This is a genomic window from Devosia sp. P2_G7 (assembly GCF_056403495.1).
Genome location: NZ_JBFUFI010000003.1, coordinates 252,063 through 271,697 on the forward strand (window position 1 = coordinate 252,063; position 19,635 = coordinate 271,697).

The following is a 19,635-nucleotide window of genomic DNA, read 5'->3' on the forward strand; positions in this document are numbered from 1 at the left end:
CCCGACGCCAAACATTGCGCGATCAGACGCGATATGTGGTTGCGCGCGGCAAGCTTTTGACTATTCTGCGGGCATTTCGTGGAAATGAGCAAATCTGGGGCAGGGTGTGTCTGATTTTGCCTGCACATTAAGCATTGCCGGCCATGCGTTGCCGAACCGCGCCTTCCTCGCGCCGATGGCCGGGATTACCGACGCGCCGATGCGTAAGCTGGCCGAGCGCTTCGGCGCAGGCTTGGTCGTGTCCGAGATGATCGCCAGCAATGCGCTGGCGACCAACAACGACGACATGGTTCGCCGCCTCAACAAATCCGGCTCGCTGCCGCACGTCGTCCAACTCGCCGGCTGCGAAGCCCAATGGATGAGGAAGGGTGCCGAGATCGCTTACGCGGCCGGCGCCGATATCATCGACATCAACATGGGCTGCCCATCCAAGCGCGTCACCAACGGCTACGCCGGCTCGGCGCTGATGCGCGTCCCCGACGAGGCCCTGAAGCTGATCGACGCCGTCGTTGCCGCCACGCCGCTCCCCGTCACCGTGAAGATGCGCCTCGGCTGGGACGATGACAGCCTCAATGCCGCCGACCTGGCCCGCCGCGCCGTCGATGCCGGAGCCCAGATGATCACGGTCCACGGCCGCACCCGGCAGCAGTTCTACAAGGGCGAAGCCCGCTGGCATCTCGTCCGTCCCGTCGTTGAGGCCGTCAGTGTGCCCGTCGTCGTCAACGGCGACATCACCAGCATTGATGCCGCCCGCGAGGCCCTGAGCCAGTCTGGCGCGGCGGCTGTGATGATCGGCCGTGGTGCCCAGGGCCAGCCCTGGGCGGTCGGCCAGATCGGTGCGCAACTTGAGGGCAGGGAGCCTGATGCTGCCCCGACCGGCACCGCCTTGTCGGACCTCGTCGCCGAACACTACGACGCCATGCTGACGGACTACGGCAGCCAGCTCGGCGTCCGGGTCGCCCGCAAGCATCTCGACTGGTATCTCGAGGCCGCAAACATCGTGCTGGAGAAGCCGGTCCGCAGCCAGTTGCTCAACTCGCTGGAGCCCGCCGAGGTCACGAGGATGATCGGCGAAGTCTATTCCGGTGACTGGAGGCTCGCTGCATGAGCAAAGTTCCACCGCCGGCCCTCAGCACTGCCGTGCTGCAGGCGTTGCCGCAGCCTGTCATCGTCTGCACCGAAGACCGCACCATCGTCTTCGTCAACTACGCCGCCGAGGCCTTCTTCGGCGCTTCGATGAGCGTCCTGTCGCGTCAGCGCCTCGACGACCTCATCGCCTTCGGTTCCCCGATCATCGGCCTGATGCAGGCCGTCGCCGACCGGCGCGGCCCGATGACCGAGTACCGCGTCCGCGTCGGCTCGTCCCGCTTCTCCGATGTCGGCGACGATCGTGTCGTCGACGTCTTCGCCTCGCCGCTCTCCGATTCCGACGGTCGCATCGCGCTGCTGTTCCAGGAGCGCACCATGGCCGACAAGATCGACCGGCAACTGGTCAGCCGCGGCGCCGCGCGCTCGGTCACCGGCCTCGCCTCGATGCTGGCGCATGAGATCAAGAACCCGCTCTCCGGCATCCGCGGAGCGGCGCAACTGCTCGAGCAGAGTGTCACCGCCGACGAGTTGCCGCTCGCCCGCCTGGTGCGCGACGAGGTGGACCGCATCGTCGACCTGATCGACCGCGTCGAGGTGTTCGGCGACGATCGCCCTATCGAGCGCGAACCGATCAACATCCACGTCATTCTCGACCGCGTGAAGCTGCTCGCCAAGAACGGTGTCGCCAAGGGCATCACCTTCCACGAGGAATACGATCCCTCGCTCCCGCCGGTCGGCGGCAACCGCGACCAGCTCATTCAGGTCTTCCTGAACCTGGTGAAGAACGCAGCGGAAGCCCTTGAACGGACACCGAAACCGGAAATTCGGTTCTCGACCGCGTTCCGTCCGGGCATCCGTATCTCGGTGCAGGGCGTCTCCGAGCGCATTTCGCTGCCGCTCGAGATCATCATCGAGGACAACGGCCCCGGCGTCCCGCCGGACATGGTGCCGATCCTGTTCGATCCCTTCGTCACCACCAAGGCCAACGGGTCCGGTCTCGGCCTCGCTCTCGTCGCCAAGATCATCGGCGACCATGGTGGCGTCGTCGATATGGACAGCCGCCCGGGCCGCACCCGGTTCCGCATCCTTCTGCCGGTCGCCGCCAAGGCGACCATGCCTGAGACGATCTCCCACGAGGTTCCGGCCGAATGAGCCACACTATCTTGCTCGCCGACGACGATGCCGCGATCCGCATGGTGCTCAACCAGGCACTGACCCGCGCCGGCTATGAAGTCCGCCCCACGGGCAACCTCTCCACCATGTGGAACTGGGTGAGCCGCGGGGAAGGGGACCTGCTGATCACCGATGTGGCGATGCCCGACGGCAACGCCTTCGACATCATGCCTAAGATCAAGAAGCTACGCCCCGACCTGCCCATGGTGGTGATGAGCGCGCAGAACACCTTCATGACGGCGATCCGCGCCAACGAAGTCGGCGCCTACGAGTATCTGCCCAAGCCCTTCGACATCACCGAAGTGCTTTCGGTCGTCGCCCGCGCCCTCGCCGACGCCAAGAAAGCGCCGAGCGGTGAGAAGAAGGCCGACGAACCCGGCGAGACCATGCCATTGGTCGGCCGCTCGCCCGCGATGCAGGACATCTACCGGGCCCTGGCGCGCCTGATGCAGACCGATCTCACGGTGATGATCACCGGCGAGAGCGGTACCGGCAAGGAGCTAGTGGCCCGCGCGCTGCACAATTTCGGCAAGCGCCGCAACGGCCCGTTCGTCGCCATCAACATGGCCGCCATCCCGCGCGACCTGATCGAGGCCGAACTGTTCGGCCATGAGAAAGGCGCCTTCACCGGCGCCACTGCTCGCTCCTCTGGCCGCTTCGAGCAGGCCGAGGGCGGCACACTGTTCCTCGACGAAATCGGCGACATGCCGATGGACGCTCAGACCCGCCTGCTGCGCGTGCTGCAGGAGGGTGAGTACACCATGGTCGGCGGCCGCACCCCGATCAAATCCAACGTCCGCATCGTCGCCGCGACACACCGCGACCTGAGCCAGATGATCCGCCAGGGCCTGTTCCGCGAGGATCTCTACTATCGCCTCAACGTCGTGCCCATCCGCCTGCCGCCCCTGCGCGAGCGCGTCGACGACATCAACGACCTTGTGCAGCACTTCCTGCGTGCCGCCCAGCGCGAGGGCGAGCCGGTCAAGACCATTTCCGCCGAAGCGATCCGGCTGATGCACAACTATTCCTGGCCCGGCAACATCCGCGAGCTGGAGAACCTGGTCCGTCGCCTGTCGGCGCTTTACGCCGACGAGAACATCTCGCTCGAGATCGTCCAGAGCGAGCTCAACCTCGCCGACCGCCAACCGGTCCAGACGAACTCCGGCCCGGTCGATGTGTCGACGGCTGTGGAAACTCATGTTGCGCAGGTGCTGCGCGAGTACGAACCCAATCTCCCACCGGCCGGCCTCTATCAGCGAGTGCTCGACCGGGTCGAAGCGCCGCTGATCGCGATGGCGCTAAACGCCTGTGGTGGCAACCAGATTCGGGCTGCCGATCTCCTTGGCCTCAACCGCAACACCCTGCGCAAGAAGATCCGGGCGCACAGCATCGAGATCGTCAAACAGTCGCGCCGCCAGGGCTGATCACGTTGTAGAGCGGCGGACTGACGGCTGTTGCAAAAATGCATCGATAAGGTTACGGAAGGCGGAGACTAGTCCCGGCGCCTCCCGCTGGTGTCACATTTCAGCAACAATTGTCCTGAAGGGTGAATCGGAGTGGGGGAGCCCACGATCCGCCCACAACCCGGCCTCTGGATGCACGACGCAACGCTCATCGGCGACGCACAACCCGAGTCGACTCCGGCGCCATCGCAGCCCCGGACGCGCCCGTTGCTGTTTGGCGACACCGGCCGCAAGGCGATCCGCACAGTCGGGCTGATCATCGTCCTGCTGTCGGTGTTCGTGTCGTCGGGATCGTTCCTGATCATGACCGGCGCCACCGACATCGAGCCGACCCCCGAGGTCTGGACGATCATCTGGTTCGTCAATGGCTTGCTGGTGCTGTCGGTCGTCGCGCTGGTCCTCACCGAAGCGACGCTGCTGATCCAGGCGCGGATGCGCGGGCAGGCCGGCGCAGGCCTACAGGTTCGCATGGTCGCGATGTTCGCCGCGGTGGCCGCGATCCCGGCATTGCTGGTGGCCGTGGTGGCAATGATCTCGCTGAACCAGGGCCTCGACCAATGGTTCTCCGAACGCACCCGCACTATGGTGGATAGTTCGCGCATCGTCGCCAACTCCTACATGCGCGAGCACTCACAGGTGCTCCGCGACGACATCATCTGGGTGGCCACCGAGCTCGAGCAGGCCCGCGGCACCTTCGAGACCGACCGCGTCAAGTACCAGCGCATCCTGACCGCCCTTGCCGTCAACCGTTCGCTGCCGTTCGCCTCGCTGATCTCGGCCGATGGCGATACGCTGATGAAGGCCCAGATCAATGCCCCGGGCACCGCGCCGCGCGTTCCCGAAGGACTGACGCAAGGCGTCGTGGAGGGCACGCCAACCGAGATCGCTCCCGGCCGCACCAACCTCGTCGGCTCGGTCGTCAAGCTCCGCGGCTACGACAACACCTTTCTGTTCGTCGCCCGGCCGGTGGATCCCGAAGTACGCGAGTTCATGCGGCTCACCGACGAGAACATCACCGAGTACCGCAACTATGCGAGTAACCGGCTGGTCTTCCAGATCACCTTCACGCTGATGTACATCGCCCTGGCGCTGGTGTTGCTGCTCGCTGCCGTGTGGATCGGCATCGCGCTGGCGAACCGGTTCGTCGATCCGATCAGGAACCTGATGATTGCGTCGAGCCGTGTCTCGGACGGCGACCTCGATGTCCGGGTGCCGGTGCAACAGGGCAGGGGCGACCTTCGCGATCTCTCCAACCGTTTCAACACCATGACGCAGCAGCTGAAAACGCAGCGCGTCGCCCTGGTCGAAGCGAACGAGACAAACGAGAAACGCCGCCAGTTCACCGAGGCCGTGGTGGAGGGCGTGTCTGCCGGCATCGTCGGCCTCGACCCGTTCGGCGCCATCACACTGGTGAATCTCCGCGCGGCCGAAATGGTGGGCTCCGACGAAATCGAACTCGTCGGCAAGCGCATCGACGAGGTCATTCCAGCGCTGGCACCGGTCATCGAACGGGCCCGCTCGGCCCGTCGCGGTACCATCCGCGATCAGATCGAGATCGGCTCGGGTCCGGACTACCGAACCTACCAGGTGCAGCTGACCCGCGAGGGCACGATGACTGAGAGCAAGGGCTTCGTCGTCACGCTCGACGACATTACCGACCTGCTCTCCGCCCAGCGCACCGGCGCCTGGGCCGACGTAGCCCGCCGCATAGCGCACGAGATCAAGAACCCGCTGACCCCGATCCAGCTCAGTGCCGAGCGGCTGCGCCGACGCTATGCCAGCAAGCTCGCCGACGACTTCGACGTCTTCGACAAGTGCATCAACACCATCATCCGACAGGTCGGCGATATCGGTCGCATGGTCGACGAGTTCTCCTCGTTCGCCCGCATGCCGGAAGCCAAGCTCGACAAGGGCAATCTCACAGAGTCGATCCGCCAGGCGGTCTTCCTCGAAAGCGTCCGGCTGCCCGAAGTCACTATCAACATGGAACTGCCCGAGGCGCCGATCACGGCCTGGTTCGACAACCGGCTGATCAGCCAGGTGCTGACCAACCTGATCAAGAACGCGGTGGAAGCGATCGAAGGGGCGGGGCTGGAGGGTATCAAGAATCCGGTGATCACTGTCGAGGCTGGCGCCGAAGGCGAAATGGTGCGCATCTCGGTATCGGACAACGGCAAGGGATGGCCGAAGGAGAACCGGCATCGGTTGCTCGAGCCCTACGTAACGACACGCGAGAAGGGCACCGGCCTGGGCCTCGCGATCGTCGCGAAGATCATCGAACAGCACGGCGGCAAGGTCGACCTGGTCGACGCCGAGCCGGATGAAAACGGGCGCATCGGCGCCTGCTTTACGTTCACCCTGCCGCTACGGCAGCCGGGCGAAGCAGACGAGGGGGAGCCAGCAGCTTCCCCGACGACGGTAGCGGAGCAGCAGGCCGCTACCCAGACGAGTAGCGACGCAGCGGGTGGGGCAGACCCTGAAAGCGGACAGCAAGAGGAGCCGCAATTGCAAGCGGTTGATAATACCTGATGGCCCTCGACATTCTGATCATCGATGACGAGGACGACATCCGTGACCTCATCGCCGGCATCCTCGAGGACGAGGGCTACCAGACCCGGCAGGCGCATGACGCCGACTCCGGGCTGAACGAGATCGCCCGGCGTCGGCCGAGCCTGGTCTTCCTGGATATCTGGATGCAGGGCAGCCGCCTCGACGGCCTGCAACTGCTCGATGAGTTCCAGAGCCAGCACCCCGACATGCCGGTGGTGATGATCTCCGGGCATGGCAACGTCGAAACGGCCGTCAGCGCCATCCGGCGCGGCGCCTACGACTATATCGAGAAGCCGTTCAAGGTGGACCGGTTGCTGCTGATCACGCAGCGCGCGATGGAAGCCGCACGGCTGAAGAACGAGGTCGCCGACCTGCGCGAGCGGTCGAGCAACACGGTCGAGCTGGTCGGCAACTCGCAGGCCATGCAGGCGGTCCGGGGCGTCATCGAGAAATCGGCTCCGACCAACTCGCGTATCTTCATCTCCGGGTCATCCGGAACCGGCAAAGGCCTGTCGGCGCGCCTGATCCATCAGCGAAGCACCCGCGCAGAGGCGCCGTTCGTCGAGATCAATTGCTCGCTCTACTCGCCGGAAGAGGTTGGCGTCGTGCTGTTCGGCCGCGAGACCCGCGAGAAGACCGGCACGCTGCGAACAGAGGTTGGCGCTCTGGAGCGCGCCCATGGCGGGACGCTCTACCTCTCCGAGGTGGCGGCTTTGCCGCAGGCTGCTCAGCAGGCGCTGCTGCGCACGCTGGTCGAGAGCAAGTTCAATCGCGTCGGTGGCGCCGTCGCGGTGCCCATCGATGTACGCATCATCTCGTCCAGTTCACAGAACGTCGCCGGACTGATCGAGCAGGGCCAGTTCCGCTCCGATTTGTTCCACCGCCTGTCGATCGTGCCCCTGCACCTGACGCCGCTGAAGGAGCGCCGCGAGGACATTCCGCCGCTGGTGGAAGTCTTCATCGAGCAGGTCTGTCGCCTGCACAACCTCAAGAGCCTCTCGATCGGCGACGATGCCGTGGCGGTGCTGCAAGCGCAGGATTGGCCCGGCAACGCCCGTCAGCTTCGCAACTCGATCGAACGGCTGCTGATCCTCGTCAAGGACCAGACGCCAGCCGATGGGGTGATTACCGCCGCGCTGCTGCCGCCGGATATTGGCGAGGTGCTGCCCACGGTCGGCGACAGCGACTCATCGGCCCACCTGATGAGCCTGCCGCTGCGCGATGCCCGCGAGGTTTTCGAGCGGCAGTACCTGATGGCGCAGATCGAGCGTTTTGGCGGCAACATCTCGAAAACCGCCGAGTTCGTCGGTATGGAGCGAAGCGCTTTGCACCGCAAAATCAAATCGCTCGGGCTCTAGGCCCGTCCATCCGTACGGGTAGGCACTCGGTTTCTTCTGTGCCATACTTCACCTGCGATGGGAGAATGACGACAAAAAGGGGCAGGGGCGGTGGCGGCCGTTGCTCCATTAACAGGGCGTGGCCGCTGGCCAATGCCCCTAGTATCCCGCGAAAAGAGGCCAGGAAATGCCCAGCGAAAAGACCCAGAATCTCCAGGACGCGTTCCTCAACCATGTCCGCAAGCAGAAGGTACCGGTCACGATCTTCCTCGTGAACGGCGTCAAGCTGCAGGGCGTGATCACCTGGTTCGACAACTTCTGCCTGCTCTTGAGACGCGATGCGCAATCGCAACTCGTCTACAAGCATGCCATCTCGACCATCATGCCGGGTGCTCCGATCCAGCTGTTCGATCCCGAGCACACCGGCGAGGACTGATACATACCTTGACCGATGACTTCGACGACGAGGCCGCCCGCAAGGGCGGCCCTCAGGCATTCATAGATCAGCGCGCGGCGCCGACCCGCGTCGGCCTCGTCATACCCGACGTCCGAGGCCGCGCCACCAACCACAGCATCGAAGCGCGGAAGGCCGAGTTCGAGGGACTGGCAGGCGCCATCCGCGTCGAGATCGTGTTCTCCGAGGTGGCCAAGGTTCGGGAGATCAAGCCCGCCACCTTCATCGGCGGCGGACATGTGGACGAGATCGCCAAGCGCGTGAAGGAGGAGGAAATCGAACTCCTGCTCGTCGACACCGCCTTGCACCCCATCCAGCAGCGCAACCTCGAGAAGGAAACCGGCACCAAGGTGCTGGACCGCACCGGGCTGATCCTCGAGATCTTCGGCGAGCGCGCCGCGACCCGCGAAGGCGTGCTGCAGGTCGAACTGGCCCATCTCAACTACCAGAAGAGCCGGCTGGTCCGCAGCTGGACCCACCTCGAGCGCCAGCGCGGGTCGGGCGGCATGGGCTTCATGGGCGGCCCAGGCGAGACGCAGCTCGAAAGCGACCGGCGGCAGTTGCAGGACAGGATCAAGATGCTCGAAGAGCGCATCGAGAAGGTCCGCCAGACGCGCGGCCAGCAAAAGGGACGGCGCGATGCCGTGCCGTTCCAAGTGGTGGCGCTTGTTGGTTATACAAACGCGGGTAAATCCAGCATATTCAATGCGTTGACCGGGGCAGGGGTGTTCGCGAAGGACTTGCTGTTCGCCACCCTCGATACCACTGTGCGCAAGATAAGCCTGCCGCATGGCCGGGAGGTGATGCTGTCGGACACCGTGGGCTTCGTCTCTGATCTACCCACCGACCTGATCGCCGCCTTCCGCGCCACGCTGGAAGAAGTGCTCGAAGCGCACGTGATCCTGCACGTCCGCGACGTCGCCAATCCGGATCATCAGGCGCAGGCGCAGGACGTGCTGAAGGTCCTTGAAGAACTCGGCATGTCGGCCGACAGCACGCCGATCATCGAGGTCTGGAACAAGGTCGACCTGCTGGAGCGCGATGCCGATGGTAGCTACCCGGCGTTGGCCACTCTGTCGCCGCTCGGAAAGGTCGCTGCTTCGGTGCCGGTATCGGCGCAGACGGGCGAGGGGCTGGATAAGCTGCTCGACACCATCGAGAAGGTCTTGGCCGGGCAGGGCCGCACCTACCGCGTGCTGGTGCCGCACACGGCCGGCGCCGATGTCGGCTGGCTCTATGGGCATGCCGAGATCATCGGCAAGGATGAGCCGGACGAGAACGGGCAGGTCTACGAGGTCCGGGTCGAAGCCCGGCACAAGAACGCCTTCACCGTGCGCTTTGCCGGACGCATCGAAGGCTCAGACGCCGCCTGAGCGGTCCTTGGCCCGGATCTCGTTCCAGTAGCCGTCCAACCGGTCGAGACCAGCCTCTGCCAGTGGCACCGCGTCTTCGCCGGCGCGGGCCTCGACGTAGCGGAAGCGGCGGTCGAACTTGAGGTTGGCGTCGCGCAGGGCGGCTTCAGCATCGACGCCGAGCTTGCGGGCGAGGTTGGCGGTGGCGAACAACAGGTCGCCTAGCCTCCTCGTGCAGCTTGGCCTTGTCGTCCGCGTCGGCCGCCTCGCGGACTTCGCCGAGTTCTTCCTGCACCTTGTCCAGCGTCTGGCGCCAGTCGGGCCAATCGAACTGCACGGAGGCGGCGCGTTTGCTGAGCTTTTCGGCGCGCGCGAGTGCTGGCAGGACGTGCGGGACGTCGTCGAGGATGGACGAGGGCGCCTGCTTGCGCTCGGCCTTCCTGGCCCGCTCGTCGGCCTTCACTTCTTCCCACTTTGCCTTGGCGCCACCGGCATTACGCGCCGCTTCCTCGCCGAACACATGAGGATGTCGTCGTATCAGCTTCTCAGTGATAGCGAAAACCACGTCGCCGATATCGAACAGGCCTTGCTCGGATGCCATCTGAGCGTGGTAGACGGGCTGGAGCAGGAGGTCGCCCAGTTCCTCGCGGAGGTCGGCATAGTCCTTCCGCTCGATGGCATCGGCGACCTCGTAGGCTTCCTCGATGGTGTAGTGCCGGATAGTCGAGAAGTCCTGCTCGAGATCCCACGGGCAGCCTCCGTCGGGGTTGCGAAGCGCCGCCATGATCTCGATGAGGCGGGAGATGTCGCGCGAGGGCTGCATGGGATTTCCGATCAGACGATATCGAACTCGACGGTGTGGCTGCCGACGCGCGCCACCACATGGCCCGGGCCGCTGGCGGGCACGAGCCCACAGAGTGAGCCGGTGGTGACGATGGTACCGGCCTTCAGCTGGAACTCAGAACGCTGGTTCTTGGCGTAGGCAATGAAGGAGTTAAGCACGGTGCCGAACGAGTGTTTGGCCGGACCGTTCCAGATTTGCTGTCCAGCGAACTCAAGGTGGACGTCGTAGTTGGCGATCTCGGCGCCGGCATCGCGATGGCTCGGATCCATGACGTAGCCGAAAGCCGAGGCGTTGTCGGCCAGTCCGCCGATAAACCCGGCGGCCGCGCGATCGACATAGCGCGTGCCGCAAACTTCGACGCCGACAAAGTAATAGTCGACGGCCTCGATGATATCGATCTCGTCGCGGTTGGCGGCCTCGCTGGTGAGATCGCTGGCCAACACCAGACCGATCTCGACCTCGAGCCCGGTGATTGTCGCCGACGGCAACTGGAATGCGCCGCTCCGGCCGAAGCGCGAGCGATAGATCGGTGCGCAGGTGCCGACGCCATCGGGCGTGATAAGCGTCTTCAGCAGTCCGGCGCCTTCGCCGAGCCCGGTCATGGTCGCGACCTGTATCCGCTGGGCGGCGTCGCGGTCGAGGGTGGAATAGGGCACCGCGTCAACGTTCTGGCTGCTGGAACGCTGGGCCTCAATAAGCTGCTGGATCAGATCGGTTTCGGTCGGCATCTGGTGCGCATCCTCCATTCGCATAAGATATATTATGGAACTCTCGCATTGAACGAACTGAACGGCTGGCGGCTGTTTCGTGCAGCTCTATCCCAGCACGGCCGTTGCCGTGATCTCGATCCTCAGCCCCTTGGCCAGCAGCTCCTTGACCACCACTGTGGCACGGATCGGATATGGCTTGGTGTTGAAGAACTCGGCGTACACACGGTTCATGCCCGGCGCGTCGGCGCTGTCGACGAGGAATATCTGCACCTGGACGATGTTGGTCAGCTCGCCGCCGGCGGCGTTGATGGCTTGTTTGAGGTTCGACAGCGCCTGGCGCGTCTGCAGCTCGATGTCGCCGTCGATGATCACGCCGGTTTTAGGATCCTCGGCCAACACCACGAGCCACACGTGATTGCCGGCTCGTACGCAGTCGTTGATCGGCCCGTTAGACGGCGCGATGCCTGTGTCGATGACTTCAATCATGGCGGCGCAGCTCCGTCGTTGTGTTGCGCTATGATAGCGCCGGCGTGGGCTAGCGAGGACTGATGATCTCGCCGGTAGTGATGTCGACCTGTAGCCCATCATAGGCCGGCCGGACGTGATCAGGCGTCATCGCGTCAGTCTGGGCGTAGTCGAGATCGATGTGCAGGTTCGTCAGCACGGCGTGGCGCGGGCGCAAATCCTCAACCAGCTCAAGTGCTTCGGAGAGGCTCAGGTGGCTCGGATGCGGCGTCGGCCGGAGTGCGTCGAGCACCCAGGTATCGAGACCGCTGACCGCCTCGCGCGAGCCATCTGGGATGCCGCTGAGGTCGCAGGAATAGGCGAAATTCCGGATGCGAAAGCCCAACGAGAAGATGTCGCCATGGTCCTGGCGGAACGGCAGAACCGTGATGGAGCCCCCTGGCCCATCCACGGTCAGCGGTGTGCCGGCTTCGATCAGGTGCTGGTTGAGGATCGGCGGATAGCCGGAACCCGGCGGTGCTGTGAAGCAGTATGCGAAGCTCGGAACGATGCGGTTGGCCGCCTCGGCGGTGAAGTAAACGTCAACGCGCTTGCGGTGGTTCAGCGCCAAAACGCGAAGATCATCAATGCCATGGGTATGGTCGGCGTGTTCATGCGTGTAGAGCACGGCCTCGACCCGATCGACCTCGGCGCGCAGCAGCTGCTCGCGCAGGTCGCAACCGGTGTCGACGATGATCCGGGTCGGCTGGTCCGAGCCGTCCGAATAGCCCTCGATCAGCAGCGAGCAGCGGCTGCGGCGGTTCTTCGGGTTGTCCGGGTCGCAGACGCCCCAGTGCCCGCCGATGCGCGGCACGCCGCCGGACGAGCCGCAGCCCATGATCGTCGCTACGATACGGTGTGCTTCAGGCATTACGCCTTAGCCTTTGAGAATAAACGGAAAAAGCTATCGGTCGTCTCGGTCGCGAGTTGCTCGATGGGAATGCCTCGAACCTCGGCGACCTTGGCGGCAGTATGGGCTACGAAACTCGGCTCGTTGGTGCCGCCACGATGCGGCACGGGAGCCAGATAAGGTGCATCTGTTTCAACAAGATAACGGTCAGCGGGCACGAACCTCGCGACCTCGCGGATCTCCTCGGCATTCTTGAAGGTGATGATGCCGGAGAACGAGATGTAGCCGCCGAGATCGAGGGCCCTACGGGCGAGATTGGCGCCGCCGGTGAAGCAGTGGAGCACGAAAGGGAAGGCCCCCTGCCCCATTTCCTCTGTCAGGATGCCACCCATATGAACGTCAGCTGAACGGGAATGGATCACCAGCGGCAAGCCTGTGAGGCGCGACGCGGCAATGTGCCGGCGGAAACCGGTCTCCTGCGCCTCCTTGGGCGCATTGTCGTAGAAGTAGTCGAGCCCGGCCTCGCCGATCGCGACGCATTTCGGATGCTCGCTCAGACGGACCAGGTCCTCGGTGAAGATGTCGAGCTCTTCGTCAGCGTGATGCGGATGGGTGCCGACCGAGCACCAGACCTCGGGATTCTCCTCGGCGATGGCCTTGATCTCGTCGAAGCGCTTCACCCGGGTCGAGATGGTGACCATGCCGTCGATCCCCGCCGCTTTCGCGCGGGCCAGCACGCCGGCCCGATCGGCGGCGAGCTCGGGGAAATCGAGGTGGCAGTGCGAGTCGATCAGCATGGCTCAGGCGGCCGGTTTGGCGTGCTCGAACTTCTTGAACACCGGCTCGGGCGGCGGCAAGACGGTTCCGGCGGGAACGCCGGACGCGCTGAGCGCATGGCTCAGCAGGCGCTGGTCAGCCGGCACGGCCAATGCATCGAGGAACTTCGCAGCGGAGCCCGGCACGAACGCCTGGGCGGCGATGGCGGCGCGGCGGACGATGTCAGCGGTCGTCGCAAGGATCGTGCCCATGCGCGGCAGATCCGCTTTCAGCCCCCACGGCGCCTGGTCGGCGAAATAGAGGTTGGCAGCATTGAGCAGCGTCGTGAGTTCGCCGGCAGCCTCGTGGATCTGCTGGGTCTTCATGGCGAGGTCCATCTTGCCGATGGCTTCGATCGCCGTGGCGACGATGGCGCGCTCGGCCTCGGTGGGCTGCGCCTCAGGGAGCGCGCCGCCAAAGTTCTTCTGGATCATCGACAGCGAGCGCTGCGCCAGGTTGCCGAAATTGTTGGCGAGGTCGGAGTTGTTGCGGTTGATGAACTTCTCGCGGCCCCAGTCGCCGTCCTGGCCGAAGCTGATCTCGCGCAGGCAGTACCATCGGACCGGGTCGGTGCCGTAGAGGTCGAGCTGCTCGTGCGGGTCGACGATGTTGCCGACCGACTTCGACATCTTCTTGCCCTCGGAGGTCAGGAAGCCGTGGGCGAAAACGCGGTGTGGCACATCGATGCCGGCGCTCATCAGGAAGGCCGGCCAGTAAACGGTGTGGAAGCGGATGATGTCCTTGCCGATGACGTGCAGGTTCGCCGGCCAGAACTTCTTGAACTGCTCGGAGGCGCCATCGGGAAAGCCGACGCCGGTGATGTAGTTGGTGAGCGCGTCGACCCAGACGTACATAACGTGGCCGGAGGCGCCCGGCACGGGAATGCCCCAGTCGAAGGTGGTCCGGCTGATCGAGACGTCGCGCAGGCCCGCCTTCACGAACGAGACGATCTCGTTGCGGCGCTCTTCGGGCGCGATGAAGTCCGGGCGGTCGGTGTAGAGCCTCAGCAGCCGGTCCTGGTAGGCGGAGAGGCGGAAGAAGAAGCTGTCTTCCTCGACCCATTTCACCTCGGCGCCGGTCGGCGCGAACTTCTTGCCATCTTCGCCGTTGGTGAGCTCCTCCTCGTCGAAATAGGCCTCGTCGCGGACCGAGTACCACCCCTTGTAGGTCGACTGGTAGATGTCGCCGTTGTTGGCGGCGGCCATCTTGCGCCAGAGTTCCTGGCTCGACTCGTAGTGGCGCGGCTCGGTGGTACGGATGAAATCGTCGTTCGAGACGTCGAGGCGGGCTGCCAGCTCCTTGAAGCGGGCCGCGTTGCGGTCGGCCAGCTCGCGAGCGGTGATGCCCTGCGCGGCAGCCGTCTGCACCATCTTGATGCCGTGCTCGTCGGTGCCGGTGAGGAAAAAGGTGTCCTTGCCTTCCAGCCGGGCCCAGCGGGCAATCGCGTCGGTCGTGATCATCTCGTAGGCGTGGCCGATGTGCGGCTCGCCGTTGGGATACGCGATGGCGGTGGTGACGTAGAAGGAATCGGTCATGGGGCGGACGAGGTGACGCTCAACTGCTGGTGTTTCCGGATCGCGTCGAAAATGGCGACCAGGGTCTGCCGCATGTCGAGGTTGTATTCATCGGCATCGGCGAGTGAAAGCTGGGCCTTGTCCCATAGCTCGTTGGCAGAGGCAAGACGGACACGGTCGCCGGCAGCGGCGGCGGACTTGGCGGCGTCGGCCAGCCAGTCGTTGAGGATATCGCGGGCGAAGCGGAGTTCGGCGGAGTCGCGATCAGCGCCGAGCGCATCGGCGAGCGCGATGCGGGCTGCGGATGGTGCGGCGACAGGGTCAACCAACCAGGACTGGAGGAGCTGCAGCGCGCCCCCCTCGCCCAGCAGCATCGCCTCGAAGCCGCGGCGCGGGCGGCCGCCCGCCAGCGACACGGCGCGATCGATGGCGACGGCCTGACCGCCGACCTGCTCGAGCACGGTGCGGACGTCGCCATCGGCGATTGGGCGGAGTGCCACCTGGAAGCAGCGCGACTTGATCGTGGGCAGCAGCGAGCCTGGGCGATGTGAAACGAGCAGGAACGTCGTGTCGGCCGGCGGCTCCTCGAGGATCTTGAGCAGCGCGTTGGACGACGAGACGTTGCAGTCGTCGATCGGGTCGACGATGGCGATGCGGTGGCCGGCGCGGCCGCGGGTCATCCGCATTTCCTCGATGAAGCGGCGGACTTCCTCGACGCGGATGGCGGTGTAGTAGCCCTTGCCGGTGTCGCGGGTGGCCTTACGCATGACGAAGAGGTTCGGATAGGCGCCAGCGGCCACCTGGGCGGCGATGTGCTCGGGCGACTCGTCACCCGTGTGCTCGAAGATGCGGCGCGCGAGGTCGAAGGCCAGCGTTGCCTTGCCGATGCCGCGCGGACCGTGAATCAGGATGCCGCCGGGCAGCCGGCCGGCATCGAGGCGATCGAGCAATGTGGCGCGCGCGGAACCGTGGCCGGAAACGCCGGTCTGGAACTCGGGTAGCGGGACGCCCTCGAGCTGGTCGGGTTCGCGTTCGGGATAGTCCAATTCAGCCGGCCTTTGCCTCGAGCTCGGGGAAGCGCCGGATCAGCGTATCCCAGATCTCCTGCTCCAGCGCATCCTCGGATTGCCCGGCCGGCAGCACGATGCAACGCTCCGGATTGGCCTTGCCGATGGCGAGGAAGGCCTGCCGCAGCCGGCGATGCCACTCGAGGTCCTCCTTCTCGAAACGGTCGCCGGTTTCAGCCAGTGCCTTCTCGATCTCGCGGTTGTTCACGCGGGCGAAGGCGACGGCCGGGTCCATGTCGAGAATGAAGGTGATGTCGGGCTGGTGGCCGTCCAGCGCCAGCGTCTCTAGGCCGCGGATCAGCTTGTCGTCTACACCGCCGGTGAGGCCCTGATAGGCACGCGTCGAGTCGTGGAAGCGGTCGGAGATCACCCATTTGCCGCTGTTGAGGCTGGGGGCGATGAGGCTGCTGACGTGGTCGTAGCGGGCGGCGGCGAAGAGGACGGCCTCGGCGCCGGCGCCCCAGCTTTCGGAACGACCCTGCAGGATGAAGGCGCGGACGGCCTCGGCCTTAGGCGTGCCGCCGGGCTCGCGAGTGCGGACTGCTTCGATGTCCATGCGGTTGAGCCGGACCAGCAGGCGCTTCACCTGCGTCGACTTGCCGACACCTTCGCCCCCCTCAAAGGTGATGAAACGGGCCGCTGCCTTGGCTGGAATATCGAGCATTAGGCGCGGGTTCCTCGCTGCTTGGTCCGGTAAAAGTCCATGAACTTCTGCCGGTCTCTAGTACTAGAGCCAGCCGAGCGCCAGTTCCTTGAGTGCGTCGGTCGCCTTGCGCACGATATCGCCGTCGCCGACGTCCTCGCCTGCAAAGAGCGGGGTGACCTGTACCACGGCGCCGTTGCACATGACATTGAGCTGGGCGAGTTGATCGCCCTTCTGCACAGGCGGGCGGATCGGCGCCTTGTAGGTCACGGTGGCTTGCGGGCAGTTCTGCGCGCCCTTGGGCAGGAACAGGTCGATGCTGCCCTTGCCCACCAGCGACACCTGCCCGGCGCTGCCGCCATAGACATCGGCATGGGAGATGGCAGCGCCTTCGGGATAGACCGGAATCAGCTCAAAGCCACGGGTACCCCAGGTGACGAGCTTCCGCGCTTCTTCGGTGCGCTCGGTCATCGACTTGAGGCCGTGCAGCACGGCAATCAGGCGGCGGCCCGTCGCGGCGGTGGAGACTACTTCGCCGTAGCCGGCGGACTCAGTGTGGCCGGTCTTCAGGCCATCGACGCCGATGCCGATCTCGAGCAGCGAGTTACGGTTCATCTGGCGGATCTTGTTCCAGGTGAACTCCTTCTCGGAGAAGATGGGGTAGTACTCGGGGAACTGGGCGATGATGAAGCGCGCGATGGTCGCGAGGTCACGGGCCGTCGAAAACTGCGCCGGATCGGGTAGCCCCGTGGCGTTGACGAAGTTCGAGCCGGTGAGGCCGATCTCCTTTCCGAGCTGGTTCATCATCTGGGCGAAGCTGAGCTCGCTCCCGGCGATGCCTTCGGCGAGCGCAATCGCCGCGTCATTGCCCGACTGGATGATGACGGAGCGGACCAGGTCCATCACTTGAATCTTGGAGTTGAGCTCCGCGAACATGGTGGAGCCGCCGGAGGACGCACCCCCGTCCCGCCAGGCATGCTCGGAGATGAAGAACTCGTCGGTTGGATTGAGCTTCTTGCGCTGCAACTGGTCGAACACCACGGCCAGCGTCATCAGCTTTGCCATACTGGCAGGCTCGAGCTGGTCGTCAGCAGCCTTGTGGAAGAGGATCGTGCCCGACTCGTAGTCCATCAGCACCGCAAATGGCGCCTTGGTGTCGAAATCCTGCGCGTGCGCCGACAGGGCCCACAGGACAGTGAGTAACGACACCAGCAGTTTCAGGACGACGTTCCGCAAGCTCAACCCCGATGGCGGCCAGTGCGGGCCACCCTTCGACTAATAGAGCACCAAATCCTTGAGTCCAAGGTTCCTGGCGAGCGACATCACATCATCTCGCGCCACGCCGGGCTTAAGGTGCGTCAGTGTCAGGCGTGTGGCATCGGCACCAGGGATGCGGACCGCCTCCTCGTCGACAGCGCCGAGCATGGCGAACTGCAGTGCCACGTCGTCGGCTTGTGCGGCATCAGCGAAAACGCCGAGCTTGAGCTTGATGGCGCGCTTGTCCTCATCGACCGTGGCAACCCAGGCATCCAGCGAGCCCGAGCGGGTGGCCATGGCGTTGGCGGCAGCGTGCGCTTCGTTGATCGCCTGGTCGGCAGCGCCGGTGTCGGCATAGCCGAACATGTCCATGATGCCGCCGAGCAGGTTCGGGCGCTCTTCCGTGCTCGCCTGCTGATTGTAGTCGGCGAAATTGATCCGGCCGCCGGTAACGCTGACCTGGGTAGGTGTGTCAGTCATGGCGAGGCGAGTGGTGCCCTGCTCCATGCGGGTCGGCCGGTCTACGCTGGCGAGCAGCATGCGGGTGTCATCGCCGTCGAGCGGCGCGGGGCCGATATACTGGACCTGGATATTGCCGACGCCGTTGCCGGCGTAGCCGAGGATTTCGGCGGTGCGATAGCTCAGGTCCATTACCCGGCCATGCAGGTACGGGCCGCGGTCGTTGACGCGGCAGACGATGGAGCGACCGTTCTCGACATTGGTGACGCGAACATAGCTCGGCAGCGGCAACACTGGGCTGGCGCAGGAAATGGCATTGGCCGAGAAGATCTCGCCGTTGGCGGTGCGGCGGCCGTGGAAGTCATTGCCGTACCAGGAGGCGCCGCCGGACGCGACGTAGCCGATCGGGTTCTCGATCGGCTCGTAGAGTTCGCCGCGCACCGTATAGGGTTTGCCGACCATGTAGCGGCCGCCCCCCTTGGGCGGGTTCTTGGCGTTGGTGACGCGCGGGCTGACAGCGACGCCGAATTCCTTGGAGCTGAAGGCGGACCGCTTGATGTGCGGCACCCCTCCCCCATCGCTGCTGCAAGCAGCCACGACCGGCAGGACGAGCACAGCAAGAGCAAGCAGCCGGGCGGCCGCGCGAAGGTCGCGAGAGAACACTGCCAAAACCAGATCAACCCAAAACAGAGATTTCCGCACCATACCGAAAGCCGTGCGGCGATGGTCTCAGGGAACCGCAACGTGGTTGCAGCCTGGTTAATTTGCTTAAAATGCCAGCTATTTAGCCGCCCACTCCGCGAGTTCCGCGGTAACAATGGCGTGTTGCTCGACCAGCGCCATGTGCCCTGCCCTCGGCACGACCACGAGCTTGGCGTCGGCAATGCCGGTGGCCATCTCGCGGGCGGCATCGGGAACGGTGATGGCGTCCTTGTCGCCGACGACCACCAGGGTCGGAGCCTCGATGGCGCCGAGTTCGGGGCGAGAGTCCGGGCGGTTCATGATCGCGGTCTGCTGGCGGATGTACGTCTCGCCACCGACGGCCGTCGCCATGCGGACATGCAGCGCCTTGAGCGCGGCGTCGCCTACATGGTCGGGATGGACGGCGTTCGGGAACGACTGAGCGACGGCGAGGTTGAACTTCCCCTGCTCCGTCAAGGCGATGGCGGCGCGGCGCTTATCCTTGGCTTCCGGCGTGTCCGGCCGGGCCGAGGTATCGAGCAGCGCCAGCTTCGGCACCCGCCCCCTCGCCTGCCGGAGAATCTCGAATGCCAGGTAGCCGCCCATGGAGAAGCCGACGAGCGCGAACTCCCGCGGCGCATTGCGGAGGATCGACGCGGCGATCTCCTCCATCGACGTGCCCTCGGTGTGGTTCGCCACCGTAACCGGACCGAACCGCCACAGTGCCGGCATCTGATGGGCGTAAATCTCGGCGGTGCAGTTGAGGCCGGGTACGAGGAGGATTGGCATTGTCATGAAAGCGAAAGTCCTGATCGGATGTTCCAGTTCCGCAATTCGTGCGGAAACAGCCTTGCTTGCCGGGCGGTCGGCAA

Annotated in this window: 17 protein-coding genes and 1 pseudogene; 7 read left to right on the top strand and 11 right to left on the bottom strand. The window is 64.8% G+C overall.

Features of this window, described 5'->3' with window-relative positions; translation table 11 throughout:
- Positions 1 to 106 precede the first annotated feature (106 nt).
- The 7 genes from dusB (at position 107) to hflX (ending at position 9,439) form a co-directional block, all read left to right on the top strand.
- A complete protein-coding gene (gene dusB / locus AC1DWU_RS07415; protein ID WP_477149325.1) occupies positions 107 to 1,108 on the top strand; it encodes a tRNA dihydrouridine synthase DusB in 1,002 nt (333 codons plus the stop codon).
- On the top strand, positions 1,105 to 2,241 hold the full coding sequence (locus AC1DWU_RS07420; protein ID WP_477149326.1) for a two-component system sensor histidine kinase NtrB: 1,137 nt from the start codon (positions 1,105 to 1,107) through the stop codon (positions 2,239 to 2,241). The genes dusB and AC1DWU_RS07420 overlap by 4 nt, the downstream gene beginning before the upstream one ends.
- Positions 2,238 to 3,686 carry a nitrogen regulation protein NR(I) gene (gene ntrC / locus AC1DWU_RS07425; protein WP_477149327.1) on the top strand — a complete coding sequence of 483 codons (1,449 nt, stop codon included), beginning with the start codon at positions 2,238 to 2,240 and terminating at the stop codon, positions 3,684 to 3,686. Before AC1DWU_RS07420 ends, ntrC begins: the two co-directional genes overlap by 4 nt.
- Positions 3,687 to 3,932: 246 nt before the next feature.
- Positions 3,933 to 6,254, top strand: coding sequence for a sensor histidine kinase NtrY-like (locus AC1DWU_RS07430; protein ID WP_477149328.1), 2,322 nt, complete (start codon positions 3,933 to 3,935; stop codon positions 6,252 to 6,254).
- Positions 6,254 to 7,633 carry a nitrogen assimilation response regulator NtrX gene (gene ntrX, locus AC1DWU_RS07435; protein ID WP_477149329.1) on the top strand — a complete coding sequence of 460 codons (1,380 nt, stop codon included), beginning with the start codon at positions 6,254 to 6,256 and terminating at the stop codon, positions 7,631 to 7,633. The genes AC1DWU_RS07430 and ntrX overlap by 1 nt, the downstream gene beginning before the upstream one ends.
- A 166-nt stretch (positions 7,634 to 7,799) precedes the next feature.
- Positions 7,800 to 8,048 (top strand): RNA chaperone Hfq, encoded by a 249-nt coding sequence (gene hfq, locus AC1DWU_RS07440; protein ID WP_055049125.1) that lies wholly within the window; start codon positions 7,800 to 7,802, stop codon positions 8,046 to 8,048.
- A gap of 8 nt (positions 8,049 to 8,056) precedes the next feature.
- The gene (gene hflX / locus AC1DWU_RS07445; protein ID WP_477149330.1) at positions 8,057 to 9,439 is read left to right on the top strand and encodes a GTPase HflX; all 1,383 of its coding nucleotides are present in this window, start codon (positions 8,057 to 8,059) and stop codon (positions 9,437 to 9,439) included.
- Here the strand turns inward: hflX and mazG are convergent.
- From mazG to AC1DWU_RS07500, 11 genes and pseudogenes are all read right to left on the bottom strand, one after another.
- Positions 9,425 to 10,241, bottom strand: a pseudogene (gene mazG, locus AC1DWU_RS07450) (nucleoside triphosphate pyrophosphohydrolase). The gene hflX and the pseudogene mazG overlap by 15 nt on opposite strands.
- 11 nt (positions 10,242 to 10,252) lie before the next feature.
- Positions 10,253 to 10,990 (bottom strand): hypothetical protein, encoded by a 738-nt coding sequence (locus AC1DWU_RS07455; RefSeq protein ID WP_477149331.1) that lies wholly within the window; start codon positions 10,988 to 10,990, stop codon positions 10,253 to 10,255.
- Positions 10,991 to 11,077: 87 nt separating this feature from the next.
- Positions 11,078 to 11,458: a RidA family protein gene (locus tag AC1DWU_RS07460; RefSeq protein WP_477149332.1), complete on the bottom strand. Its 381-nt coding sequence runs from the start codon at positions 11,456 to 11,458 to the stop codon at positions 11,078 to 11,080.
- 49 nt (positions 11,459 to 11,507) lie between these two features.
- Positions 11,508 to 12,347, bottom strand: coding sequence for an MBL fold metallo-hydrolase (locus AC1DWU_RS07465; protein WP_477149333.1), 840 nt, complete (start codon positions 12,345 to 12,347; stop codon positions 11,508 to 11,510).
- A complete protein-coding gene (locus AC1DWU_RS07470; RefSeq protein ID WP_477149334.1) occupies positions 12,347 to 13,123 on the bottom strand; it encodes a TatD family hydrolase in 777 nt (258 codons plus the stop codon). Before AC1DWU_RS07470 ends, AC1DWU_RS07465 begins: the two co-directional genes overlap by 1 nt.
- A gap of 3 nt (positions 13,124 to 13,126) precedes the next feature.
- On the bottom strand, positions 13,127 to 14,677 hold the full coding sequence (gene metG, locus AC1DWU_RS07475) for a methionine--tRNA ligase (RefSeq protein WP_477149335.1): 1,551 nt from the start codon (positions 14,675 to 14,677) through the stop codon (positions 13,127 to 13,129).
- Positions 14,674 to 15,702, bottom strand: coding sequence for an AAA family ATPase (locus AC1DWU_RS07480; RefSeq protein ID WP_477149336.1), 1,029 nt, complete (start codon positions 15,700 to 15,702; stop codon positions 14,674 to 14,676). The genes metG and AC1DWU_RS07480 overlap by 4 nt, the downstream gene beginning before the upstream one ends.
- Position 15,703: 1 nt before the next feature.
- Positions 15,704 to 16,387, bottom strand: a complete 684-nt coding sequence (tmk, locus tag AC1DWU_RS07485; RefSeq protein ID WP_477149337.1) for a dTMP kinase — start codon at positions 16,385 to 16,387, stop codon at positions 15,704 to 15,706.
- Between the two features lie 63 nt (positions 16,388 to 16,450).
- A complete protein-coding gene (locus tag AC1DWU_RS07490; protein WP_477149338.1) occupies positions 16,451 to 17,602 on the bottom strand; it encodes a D-alanyl-D-alanine carboxypeptidase family protein in 1,152 nt (383 codons plus the stop codon).
- A gap of 39 nt (positions 17,603 to 17,641) precedes the next feature.
- A complete protein-coding gene (locus AC1DWU_RS07495; protein ID WP_477149339.1) occupies positions 17,642 to 18,649 on the bottom strand; it encodes a septal ring lytic transglycosylase RlpA family protein in 1,008 nt (335 codons plus the stop codon).
- Positions 18,650 to 18,862: 213 nt separating this feature from the next.
- The gene (locus AC1DWU_RS07500; RefSeq protein WP_477149340.1) at positions 18,863 to 19,558 is read right to left on the bottom strand and encodes an alpha/beta fold hydrolase; all 696 of its coding nucleotides are present in this window, start codon (positions 19,556 to 19,558) and stop codon (positions 18,863 to 18,865) included.
- Positions 19,559 to 19,635: the final 77 nt, after the last annotated feature.